We start from the raw sequence: 10,929 nt of genomic DNA, 5'->3' as shown, positions 1-10,929 counted from the left end.
GCGGGGAAGACGACGACGCTGAAGATGCTGGCGGGGTTGGTCGACCCGAGCGCCGGGGTCGCCGAGGTCGGCGAGTACGACGCCGGCGACCCGGCGATGCGGCGGAATCTGGGCTTTCTCCCCGAGGAGTCGCCGCTGTACGAGGATATGACGCCGCGGTCGTACCTGCAGTTCTTCGCCGACCTGTACGACGTCCCGCGGGCCGAGGCGACGGAGCGAACCGAGCGAACGCTCGACCGCCTCGAACTGGAGCACAGGGAGCGACGCCTCGGCGATATGTCCAAGGGGATGAAGCGGAAGGTCGCGATCGCGCGCTCGCTCGTCAACGACCCCGATCTCCTGATCTACGACGAGCCGGCGTCGGGGCTGGACCCGCTCACGACGAACTACGTGCTGGAGTTCACCCGCGAACTCGCCGACCGCGGGAAGACCGTCGTGTTCAGCGCGCACAACCTCTATCACGTCGAGAGCGTCTGCGACCGGATCGTGATTATGAACCGCGGGGAGATCATCGCCCGGGGGACCGTCCCCGAGATCCGCGAGGAACACGGCGAGACCACCTACCACGTCTTCACCGACGTCGCCGTCGAGGGCGCGGTGCGCGACGAACGAGCCCACGGGATCGACGGGGACGGCAACGCGGCTGGAGTCGAACGCTATCGCAGCGTGGTGCCGACGATGGACGCCGTCGAGGACGTTCGGACTCGCGCAGAGGCCGTCGGCGGCGACGTCGTCGACATCCGGACGCGCGAGCAGAGCCTCGAAGACATCTTCCTCGATCTCGCCGGCGAGACGCCGCCCGCGGCGGCCCGCGGAGCGGGGAGAGAGCCGGTCAAACGCGGTGAGGACGACGGACGGGATGGCGACGGGACTGCCGGAGGCACGCCCTCGGCGGGGGATGCGCGAGCGGCACCCGAGTCGACGACCGACGGGAGCGACCGGCGGTGAAGCGGTCGCCGCGCGAGCACCTGTCGGCGATCCGTCGGATCGCCCGCTGGGAGGTGTCGCGGTCGGCGGGGATCGTCGACAGGCGCACGGCCGTTCTGGGGGTGTTCGCGCTCCTCCTCGTCGGCGCGGTCCTCGGCGGCGGGCTCCTCGCGGGGGGCGTCGCGCTCGACCGCGACATCTACCGCGTCGGCGTCGCCAACGACAGCCCGTATCACGAACCCGTCGAGCGGAGCGTCGCCCTCGACGCGCGAGAACCGGACCCGGACGCGCTCCGTGACGGTGACGTGGAGCTCCTAGTCCGCGAGGACGGCGTCCTCGTCGCGAACTCGCCGAAGGGGGAGGCCGCGCTCTCGGAGTTCCGCTCCTCGGTCCGGCGCTACAACTTCGAGCGGATGAGCGCCGAAGAGAACGGCTCCGCGGCGTTTCCGGTGGTGACGGTCCTGCAGTACGTCCCGCGGTCGGAGTCGCTCCCCGAGGGCGCGTTCGCGGATGACGGAGACGCGGGAGACGGGTTCGGTACGAGCGGGGGCGACGACGGAACGAGCGGAGGCGACGGCGACGGAACCGCTTCGGGCGAGGAGGAGGGCGGATCCGCCTCGTCCGGATCGACCGGCGGCGCGCTCGGGGTCCCCGCGCTGTCGGGGATCAACCCGCTGAGCGGCGGAGGCTCCGGGTCCCCGGCGGACATCCAGCCGCCGTTCCCGTTCGGCTCGCTGGTCCTCGCGTTCGCCTTTCTGGTGCCGATGAACTTCGTCGTGCAGGCGTACGGCAGCACGATGCTCAACGAGCGGATCAACCGCCGCGGGGAACTGCTTCTGGTCGCGCCCGTCTCGCCGGGCGACATCGTCGCCGGGAAGACCCTCCCGTACTTCGCGGCGATGCTCGCGGTGACCGCCCTCGTCGCGCTCGGCGTCGGCGGGAGCCTCGTCTCGGTCGCGGCGGTGCTCCCGATCGCCCTGCTCTTTCTCGCGGCGACGTTCGCCGGGGCGATGTTCGCCCGGTCGTTCAAGGAACTCACCTTCGTCACCGTCACCGTCTCGGTGTTCCTGACCGCGTACACGTTCGTGCCGGCGATCTTCGCGAACGTGACGCCGATCGCGCTCATCTCGCCGCTGACGCTCGTCGTCCGCGACCTCCAGCCGCTGGAGTCGGTCGCGCCGGGGGCGTTCGTGTTCGCGACCGCGCCCTTCCTCCTCTGTGCGGGCGTGCTGTTCCTGCTCGGAATCGGCATCTACCGCGAGGAGGACCTGTTCACCCAGCGGGCGGTCCCGCTGAAGCTCTTAGACGCCCTCGACGCGCGGGTGTCGCGACCGCGCGACGTCGCCGTCCTCTCGGGGCTGTCGATCCCGTTCGTCTTCGTCGCCGAACTGCTCGCGATCGCGGTGCTGTTCGCGCTGCCAGTCTCGCTGACTATTCCGCTGTTGCTCTTCGTCGTCGCGCTCGTCGAGGAGGTCGCCAAGAGCCTCCACGTCTACGCCGCCTTCGAGAGCGACACGTTCTCTCGGATCCCGCGCGTCGCGCTCGTGCTGGGCGCGCTCTCGGGGCTGGGGTTCTTCGTCGGCGAGAAGTTCACCGCGGTGGCGCAGGTGGTCGGGCTCCCGGAACTGGCGCTGGGGCAGGCCGCGTTCGCGCCGTCGGGGATCGGCGTCCTTTCGGCCGCGGGGTTGCTGTTCGCGCCGCTCGCACTCCACGTGGTCACCGCGGGGATCACCGCGGTCGGCGCGATGCGCGACCTGCGGTGGTACGGCGCGGCGTTCGTGGTCAGCGTGCTCGTTCACACCGCCTACAACCTCACGGTGGTGACCTACCTTGGGTGACAGCGAGAAGCCGCCGCGACGACCGCCTCGAGACGGGGGCACCGACCCGCGGCTGACGATCGCCCGTCGGGAGTTCGGCAGCCTGCGGAAGGAGAAGACCATCCTGCTGGCGCTCGCGTTGCAGTTGTTCATCGCCGCGTTCTCGTCGTTCCTCGTCGTCGGCCTCGTCTCCCTCTACGACCCGGGACAGGTCGACGGCTACGAGGTCGACGTCGCCGTCGCGGGCGACGCCTCCGAGGAGCTGATCGACGCCGCCAGGGAGGTCCGCGGCGTCGACGCGCAGTTCTACCGCTCCGAGGAGACGGCGATGCGGGCGTTCCACGAGTACGAGGCGACCGGCATCGACGCGGTGGTGATCGCGGAGACGCGCGACGAGCGGGTGTTCGTCAGGGCCGTCGCGCCCGACTCGAACGTCCAGACGACGATCGTCGTCGTCCAGCTGCGCGACGTCGTCCGCTCGCTGGAGCGACAGGAGCGTACCGACCGCGCCGCGCATCTCGACGCGCAGCCGCTCGAACTGCCGCCGGAGGCGTCGTCGAGCCCGTACTTCGGCTTCACATACACGGTGTTGCTCCCGCTGCTGCTCTTCTTGCCCGTCTTCATCGCGGGCTCGGTGGCCGTCGACTCGGTCACCGAGGAGATCGAACGCGGGACGCTCGAACTGCTCCGCGTCGCGCCGCTGTCGCTGACCGACGTCGTCGACGGCAAACTCCTGACGGCGGCCGGCCTCGCGCCCGTGCAGGCGGCGCTGTGGATCGGGCTGCTCGAACTCAACGGCACCAGCGTCGCGAACGTCCCGGCCCTGCTCGCGCTGGTCGCCGCGCTCGCGCTGCTCATCTGCGGGCTCGGCGCGGCGCTGGCGCTGCTGTCGCCCGAGCGTCGGGCGGCGCAGTTCCTCTACTCCGTCGGCGTCCTCCTCGTCTTCGGCGGGACGACCCTGCTTCCGAACGGGCCGATCACCGCCGCCGCTCGGCTCGCGATCGACAGCGCCGGTCGCGCCGACTACGTCGCCGTCGCCGCGGTCGTCGTCGCCAGCGTCGTGGTCTACGGTGCGCTCCGCCGACTCGTCGGCGGTCTCGACGCCGACGACCTGTGAATTTCGAGGGCACTCGAAGCCGGAACGCACACAAACCCCCGCGTCCGAACTGAACCTATGGGACTCGGAGGCACGGCGAAGAAGCTCCAGAAAGTGACGGAGATGGCCGAAGACGTGTACACGCGGCTGAACGAACTGCGCGATCAGGTCATCGAGATGCGCGAGACGACGCGGGAGACGAAAGACCGCGTCGACCGTCTCGAACGCGAGACCGCCGAGATGCGCGCGGTCTTGGAGGCGCTCGCCGAGGAGGAGGGCATCGACGTCGAGAGCATCACCGCCGACGCGCACATCATCGAAGCGGAGTCAGAAGCGACCGAGGCAGACGCCGAGGAGGCGGTCTCGAAGCAGGACGGCGACGGCACCGACGACGCCACGTCCGACTCGGCGTAACCGACCGACCGACCGCCGGATCCGGAGGCGCGGACGAAAATCCGGTGTCGAGCGCTACCCGGCCAGCCGGGCGTGTTCGACCTTCATACACTTGTCCTGGACGAAGTCGAGCCCGGCCTCCTCGGCACGCTCGCCGGCCGCGTCGTCGGTGATCCCGAGTTGGAGCCACACCGAACGAACGTCGCCGACCGCCTCGTGGCGTTCGATCGCGGCGTCGACGATGTCGCCCGCCTCCTCGCTCGGCCGGAAGACGTCGACGACGTCGATCTCGATTTCGTCCGGCACGTCCGCCAGCGAGTCGTAGGCGGTCTCGCCGAGGATCTCGTCGGCGAAGGGGTTCACCGGGACGATCCGGTAGCCGTTCCGCTGGAGGTACGCCGGGATGTCGTGGGCGGCCTTCCCGGCCGTGGTCGAACAGCCGACCACGGCGACCGTCTCCGCGTCCAATACGGCGCTGAGTCCGTCGTCGTCGGTAACGGGCATACTCGAACCGAGGCACGGGCGGAATAAAACACTGCCGCGACCGTGAGGTGAAGATGCACGCGTCGAGACGGCTTCGTCACCGAACTCACTCGGCTGAGTTTCGGCTGCGTCGCGCATCGGCGCTCCGGCGTCCGCGGTCGTTCGACGGCGTTGCTCACTCGCTATCGAACCTGTCGGTGACTACCGCGCATTGCGGCCGAGCAGCACGTACAGGAGGAGTCCCAGAAGCGGTGCGAGAAAGACCACAATCGCCCAGAGGAACGCCGGATGCGTGCTGTTCTTCTTCGCGTCGGTGTACGTCCACACGATCATCGCGATCCCGACGACGAGAAAGAGGATTCCGATCAACACGCCGATCGCGCCGACGGCACCTTGTAGCAGTACGGTGGAGGGCATATCCACCCCGATGAAACTGGGCGGAAAATAGTTTCTGGTTCCGCGCGGTCGAGCACCCCTCACCGGGACCGGCGCGGCTCAGTCGCTCGCGAGTCGAACGGTCGGCTCGCCGTCCTCTCGGGTGGTCACGATGCCGTCGAACAACTGTTTCAGGGTGTTCATCGTCTGGTCGTCGTGCGCGCTGGCGTCGATGGCGAAGACGCCGAGGCCCCCGACGCTCTGGATCCGTCCGGTGAACACGTGGAGGAACCGGAACACCGTCTGCAGATCGGCGTACATCAGGAGCGTCGACAGCGAGTGCAACATCACGCGGTTGCGCTCGATGCCCTGGTCCTGATAGAACGACTGGAGGATCTCCGAGAGCTTGATCCCGATCCCGGTCATGTCGACCGGCGAGGAGGCGTACTTGATTCGCTCGTCGTCGCGGACGTCGCCGACGCCCTGCTGGCGCGTGACGCAGTCGATGACGGCCACCGGTCGGTCCTCGTAGGAGACGCGCTTTCCGAAGTCGTCGAGCACGCGGTCGGCACCGTCCTTCGTGGTGACGACGATCGCGCCGTCGCCGCGTTCGGTCCCCGAGGCGAGGATGTCGAGACAGAGCGACCGCTTGCCAGTCAGCGGCGGGCCGCTCACCAGAATGTTCGTGCCGGGTTGGACCTCCACGTCGAGGTCCGGTCCGAGGTCATACATCAGGGGTCCTCGGCGTCGAGCCAGCTACGAGAGAGGCAGTGGGCGTTCGATGGATCGACTCGCCGGGAGTCATTAGACGACCTAACCATAACAGGTGCAGATAATATTCTTTTTGATTGCTTCAGTGGATTTCGGCCGACGGACGCGACACTGTCGGCGGTCAATGCTCGTAGCCGCTACCGATCCGGACTCACGCGACCCAGAGAACGTCGACGGCACGCCCGATGACGAAGGCGGCGGTCGCGAGGAACATCCCCCGTTTCAGCCGGCGCTGTGCGGTCGCGGGGTCCGAAAAGGACCGCCGGACCGCCGACAGCATCACCCCGTCGGCGGGGACGACGATCGCGAGGTACGCGAGGCCGAAGACGTTCATCAGGTACGGCGCGGCGCTCGCGAGGACGGCGACGGCCATCACGAAGGCACCCGCTCGCAACGCGGTGGCCTCGCCGACGACGATCGGGAGGGTTCTGAGCCCCTCCTCGCGGTCGCCAGCGAGATCCTCGACGTCCTTGACGATCTCTCGGGTCAGCGTCGCCAACGCGGCGAGAGCGAATAGCACGAGCACCGCGACGTCGGTCAGTTGCCCCACCGCCGCGGCCCCGAAGAGGAACGTCGATCCCGTCAGGTACGCGACGACGACGTTGCCGACGCCGGGAAGCCCCTTGAACAGTTCCGTGTAGGCGAGCAGCGCCAGCAGGTTCACCACCGCGATCGCGATCGCGAGGAGCGGCAGGGCCAGCGCGGCGACGATAGCCCCGAGAAACAGCGCGACGCTGAACGCGCCCGCCCCGCGAGCGCTGACCGCGCCGCGAGGGATGGGTCGGTCCGGGCGGTTGATCCGGTCGATGTCCCGATCGAAGTAGTCGTTGACCGCGTTGCCGGCGGCGGTCGCGAACACCGTCGCGGCCACGCTGGCGACGACGGCGACGACGCTCGAATCGAGACCGGCCGCGACGAACGCGCCGGTGAACGTGAGCACCCCCGCGGCGACGGCGTTGCCGGGGCGCGTCAGATCGAGGAGACCGCGGAGCGTCCCGGTCCGGTCCGACTCGGCTGTGACCATTCGTCTCCCTCTGTCAGCGGCGGCAAAATAAAGGGCGCGGAGTCGCCCGCCGGCGTCCGCCGATCCCGTCTCGCGCCGCGTACGGGCGTCAAACGGGCTCGTTTCGAATGGCCTATTTAGCGACACGTCCAACGATCCCTATGGGAGACACCACGCTCGAAACGATCGACGAGTTGCTCGCGGGGGCCGTGCGGGACACCGACGATCCGGAAGCCCACTACAAGATCAACAGCGCCCGCCAACTCCTCGAAGTCATCCGACAGCGTCACGTGGACCTCGACGAAGCCGTCGACGAGACGGCGACCGACGCCGAGATCCTGGACACCCTCCGTGAACTGGGGTACGTCGACTGATCGAACCGACACACGGAGACGCGGTTGGCCGAGTGGATCGCGAGTATCTGACGTCACTATTTATATAAACGAGTCGACGAGGATGCACCGATGATCTGTCCGTACTGCGGTTCGGTGGACGAGTCGGTTCCGACCCCCGAGAAAGGGCCGTATCAGGGAATGAAAGAACTGGGAGACTGTACCGCGTGCGGTCGGACGGTGGTCTCGGCGGGCGTGCAACGCGGGTGGGAGTCGAGCAAGCTCTCGACCGTCCAGAAGGGCCAAGCGAACGAGGCCGACTACGCCGACGTGTACGTCGAGCGCGAGCGGGGAGCGAGCCACGAAGACCGGGGACAGACCGCCGACATCGACAGGACGGTGTTCGACGGCGACGGGAACCTCCTGTACTACTGGGAGTTCAAGCAGCGATCGTGTTCGATTAACGGATACAAGTACACGAAGTTCCCGTACCGGAAGATCGAGGAGGCGCGGGACCTGGTCCGCGACGCCCCGGTCCGCATCACGCTCAAATTCCTCGATTGCTGGGCGGAACTCGAGTTGGCGAGCGTCGAGGATTGCGACGTCGAGCAGGGCGGTGATTTCAAGCCGATGTCGCGCGGGGAGAGTGCGAACCAGCAGTCCGCGAAGATCGACGTCGAGACCCTACGCGTGCTCCCGTGGCGAGACGGCTGCGACGACTTGAGCGTCTAGCGGACGTAAAACGACGAGACTCCGCTCCTCAGTCTCACTTCGTTCGGCAGAAAGAGCCGGTGGAGGGGATTGTGAACCACAGTCGCTCACTGTCGTTCGCTCCCTGCTTCAAATCCCTGGACAGCTTTCGCTGTTCACGTTGTTCACAGCAGAAAGCCGGTGGAGGGATTTGAACCCTCGGCCTATTCCTTACGAAGGAATCGCTCTGCCAGCTGAGCTACACCGGCGCGGTCACACGCACTCGTCCGTACTGCGATGACTAAGAAAAGGCTTCCGAATCAGCGCGCCGTCAGGCGGACGTCGAGACAGACGTTGTACTCGTGCGGGGCGTACGATCGCACGACGCGCTCGGTCTCGACGGTCACGTCGTAGTCGGCGTCGCTGTCGGCGACGGCCTCGCGGATCGCGCGCTCGCCCGGCCCGAACGGGTCGTCCTCGTGCTGGATGTCGTAGTAGTGGAGAACGCACTCCTCGCTGGCCAGTTCGACCGCCGTGTCGAGGAAGTCGCCGGCGCTGTGCGGGAGGTTCATCACCAGTCGGTCGGCCCAGCCGGCGTACTCGGCTGCGAGGTCGCGGACGTCGCCGGCGATCGCGGTCACTCGGTCCTCGACGCCGTTTCGGCGCGCGTTCTCGCGGAGGTACTCGACGGCGACGGGGTTGAGGTCGCAGCCGACGACCTCGGCACCGCGGCCGGCCATCGGGACCGCGAAGGGTCCGACGCCCGCGAACATATCGATCACCCGCTCGTCCGCCTCGACCTGCGAGATCACGCGGTGGCGCTCGGTCGCGAGTCGCGGGGAGAAGTAAACGGACGCGATGTCGAGCGCGAACTCGTAGCCGTACTCGCGGTGGACCGTCTCGGTCGACTCGCCGACGAGGACGTCCCACTCGCGGACGCGGAGTTCCCCCTTCACTTTCGAGGCGCGGTTGACGACCGTCCGCGCGCGGAGGTCCGACTCGACGATCGCATCAGCGATCCGCCGGGCGCGCTCGGGATCGTCCTCGTCGAGGATGACCACGTCGCCGAGGCGCTCGTAGGAGGGCTCGAACCCGAGGACCTCCGCGGGCGTCGTCTGCGTTTCCCGCGCGGGAACGTCGCGTTCGACGACCTCGTACTCCGATTCGACGGCCGCCCGGTCGACGACCGGGATGTAGAGCGTCCCGTCGTCGGCGGTGATCTCGCGGGTCTGATCGACGAGGTCGCGCTCGGCCAGCGCCGTGCGGGTCTCCTCGCCCTCGCCGGTCGGCACGCGGACGCAGGGAACGCTCATATCCGAGCGTCGAGAGCGACGCGAGTAAGCGTGACGTTTCGGCGCAGCGTACCTCTCGCCACGGGCGATCCCCGTCGCTCACTTCGACGGCACGACGAGCACCGGCGTCTCCGAGAGGCGGACGACCTTCTCGGCGACGCTCCCCAGGATGAACCGCTCGACGCCCGTACGCCCGTGGGTCCCGAGCACGACGAGGTCGGCGGCGATCCCCGTGCAGTGGTCGATGATCTCGCGGTGCGGGACGCCGTGTTCGATCGTCTCCTCGACGTCGACGCCGAACTCCGATCCCCGCGCCGCGACGCGGTCGACGGCCGACTGCGCGATCTCCTCGTAGGCGGCGCGCGTCTCGCTCGATCGGACGGGTCCCTCCGGAACGACAGAGAGCGCGTGGACGGCGGCTCCGAACTCCGCACCGAGGTCGACGCCCCACCGCTCCGCGGGCACCGCGGCGTCGCTGCCGTCCGTCGGGACGACGATATCGCGGTAGGGGCGTTCGCCCCTCGCCTTCGTTCGGACCGTGAGCACCGGCACGGGCGAGAGACGGACGATCTTCTCGGCGACGCTGCCGATGACGAACCGTTCGAACCCGCTTCGCCCGTGCGTCCCCATCGCGATCAGATCGATCGAGTGGTCCTCGACGGCGTTCAGGATCTCCTCGTGCGGGAATCCCGCCTCGATAGCGGTGCTGACGGCGACGCCGGCGTCCTGTACGCGCGCCGCGGCGTCGGTGACGACGTCTTCGAGTTCCGCCTCGACCTCCGTGCGCTCGGTGACGCTCGACATCCCGTAGGGGTTGACGACGGCCAAGAGCAGGATCTCCGCGTCGGTGGCGTCCGCGACGCTGATCGCGTGATCGAGCGCCGCCGACGCGCCGTCGCTCCCGTCGATCGGCACCAGGATGCGCCCGACTTCGATTCCGGTGTCGTGACTCATGGGCGTGTCTTCGAGAGCGGGGGAGAAAAAATCCGACTCCTCGTCGGTCGGCGTCGGTCGGCCGGTCCCACGTCGGCGTCGATCGTTCGCTCGGCCGGTACCGCCGCCGTAGCCGGCGCGCCTCAGTTTCCGCCGTCGGCGGTCGCGAGGTACGCCTCGACAGCGGCGGCGGCCGACTCGGGGTCGGTGTAACTCTCGCCGAGGCCGACCTCGCGCGGTTCCCACTCGTCGCCGTCACCGTCGAAGACGTCCACCCACCAGTACAGCGACAGCCCCTTCGAGAACTCGACGATCCGCACGCGGTGGTCGCCGCGGTCGTTCTCGTACACCGTCGCCCGGTCACGGCACCGCGCCGACCAGCCTGTCGGGAGGTCGAGGTCGTAGGGGTCGTCCGCGCTCGGTTCGGCGTCGTCTCCGCGTCGCCCTTCGCCCGTCATCGAACCTACTCGTCCGTCGCGGGCTCGGAACTTGTAGCTCTCGACTCGGCGCTCCGGTCGAGGATCCGCCGCGAGGAGTTGGTGACGACCAGCAGGCTGCTGGCACCCATCGCCACCGCGGCCAAGAGTGGATTGAGCAGGCCTGCGATCGCCAGCGGGACGGCGACGAGGTTGTAGACGAACGCCCACCCGAGGTTCTCACGGATGCGCCGGTGGGTGCCGCGGGCGACCGCGAAGACGTCGGGGACCGCCTCGAGGCCGCGGTCGACGATCACGGCGTCGGCCGCGCTGCCGGCGAGGTCGGTCCCGGAGCCGAGCGCGATCCCGACGTCGGCGGCCGCGAGCGCCGGCGCGTCGTT

The 10,929-nt window shown here is 68.5% G+C and carries 13 protein-coding genes, 1 tRNA gene and 1 pseudogene; 6 read left to right on the top strand and 9 right to left on the bottom strand.

What is annotated here, in order from left to right; all coding sequences use genetic code 11:
- The 4 genes from ACP99_RS18360 to ACP99_RS18345 all read left to right on the top strand — a co-directional run.
- A partial coding sequence (locus tag ACP99_RS18360; protein ID WP_081927585.1) for an ABC transporter ATP-binding protein occupies positions 1-948 on the top strand: 948 nt, incomplete at its 5' end.
- Positions 945-2,765: an ABC transporter permease gene (locus tag ACP99_RS18355; protein ID WP_049987970.1), complete on the top strand. Its 1,821-nt coding sequence runs from the start codon at positions 945-947 to the stop codon at positions 2,763-2,765. The genes ACP99_RS18360 and ACP99_RS18355, both read left to right, overlap by 4 nt.
- Complete coding sequence (locus ACP99_RS18350) at positions 2,758-3,861, top strand: ABC transporter permease (protein WP_049987969.1); 1,104 nt, start codon at positions 2,758-2,760, stop codon at positions 3,859-3,861. Before ACP99_RS18355 ends, ACP99_RS18350 begins: the two co-directional genes overlap by 8 nt.
- Before the next feature lie 57 nt (positions 3,862-3,918).
- Positions 3,919-4,254: a DUF5798 family protein gene (locus ACP99_RS18345; protein WP_049987968.1), complete on the top strand. Its 336-nt coding sequence runs from the start codon at positions 3,919-3,921 to the stop codon at positions 4,252-4,254.
- Positions 4,255-4,308: 54 nt separating this feature from the next.
- Here ACP99_RS18345 and ACP99_RS18340 read toward each other — a convergent pair whose 3' ends face one another.
- The 4 genes from ACP99_RS18340 to ACP99_RS18325 all read right to left on the bottom strand — a co-directional run bounded on the left by ACP99_RS18340 (position 4,309) and on the right by ACP99_RS18325 (position 6,886).
- Positions 4,309-4,737 (bottom strand): CoA-binding protein, encoded by a 429-nt coding sequence (locus ACP99_RS18340; protein WP_049987967.1) that lies wholly within the window; start codon positions 4,735-4,737, stop codon positions 4,309-4,311.
- Positions 4,738-4,917: 180 nt separating this feature from the next.
- Positions 4,918-5,133, bottom strand: a complete 216-nt coding sequence (locus tag ACP99_RS18335) for a PLDc N-terminal domain-containing protein (RefSeq protein WP_049987966.1) — start codon at positions 5,131-5,133, stop codon at positions 4,918-4,920.
- 78 nt (positions 5,134-5,211) lie between these two features.
- On the bottom strand, positions 5,212-5,823 hold the full coding sequence (locus ACP99_RS18330; protein WP_049987965.1) for an RAD55 family ATPase: 612 nt from the start codon (positions 5,821-5,823) through the stop codon (positions 5,212-5,214).
- Positions 5,824-6,013: 190 nt separating this feature from the next.
- Positions 6,014-6,886, bottom strand: a complete 873-nt coding sequence (locus ACP99_RS18325) for a geranylgeranylglycerol-phosphate geranylgeranyltransferase (protein WP_049987964.1) — start codon at positions 6,884-6,886, stop codon at positions 6,014-6,016.
- Between the two features lie 140 nt (positions 6,887-7,026).
- Between ACP99_RS18325 and ACP99_RS18320 the strand changes: the two genes are divergently transcribed.
- Positions 7,027-7,239 carry a hypothetical protein gene (locus ACP99_RS18320; protein ID WP_049987963.1) on the top strand — a complete coding sequence of 71 codons (213 nt, stop codon included), beginning with the start codon at positions 7,027-7,029 and terminating at the stop codon, positions 7,237-7,239.
- Between the two features lie 90 nt (positions 7,240-7,329).
- The gene (locus tag ACP99_RS18315) at positions 7,330-7,929 is read left to right on the top strand and encodes a hypothetical protein (protein WP_049987962.1); all 600 of its coding nucleotides are present in this window, start codon (positions 7,330-7,332) and stop codon (positions 7,927-7,929) included.
- Between the two features lie 154 nt (positions 7,930-8,083).
- On the opposite strand, the gene ACP99_RS18310 is transcribed toward ACP99_RS18315, so the two are convergent.
- The 5 genes and pseudogenes from ACP99_RS18310 to ACP99_RS18290 all read right to left on the bottom strand — a co-directional run.
- A tRNA-Thr gene (locus tag ACP99_RS18310) sits at positions 8,084-8,156 on the bottom strand.
- Positions 8,157-8,207: 51 nt separating this feature from the next.
- Positions 8,208-9,200, bottom strand: coding sequence for a class I SAM-dependent methyltransferase (locus ACP99_RS18305; RefSeq protein WP_049987961.1), 993 nt, complete (start codon positions 9,198-9,200; stop codon positions 8,208-8,210).
- 78 nt (positions 9,201-9,278) lie between these two features.
- Positions 9,279-10,133, bottom strand: a complete 855-nt coding sequence (locus ACP99_RS18300) for a universal stress protein (protein WP_049987960.1) — start codon at positions 10,131-10,133, stop codon at positions 9,279-9,281.
- A gap of 122 nt (positions 10,134-10,255) precedes the next feature.
- On the bottom strand, positions 10,256-10,570 hold the full coding sequence (locus ACP99_RS18295) for a hypothetical protein (RefSeq protein WP_049987959.1): 315 nt from the start codon (positions 10,568-10,570) through the stop codon (positions 10,256-10,258).
- A gap of 5 nt (positions 10,571-10,575) precedes the next feature.
- A pseudogene (locus ACP99_RS18290) lies at positions 10,576-10,929 on the bottom strand (hypothetical protein); the annotation flags it as partial.

Origin of the sequence: Halobellus rufus (assembly GCF_000739575.1) — an archaeon.
GTDB lineage: Archaea > Halobacteriota > Halobacteria > Halobacteriales > Haloferacaceae > Haloquadratum > Haloquadratum rufum.
Note: the sequence above shows the minus strand (reverse complement) of the source record. Positions and strands in the feature narration are given on the sequence as shown.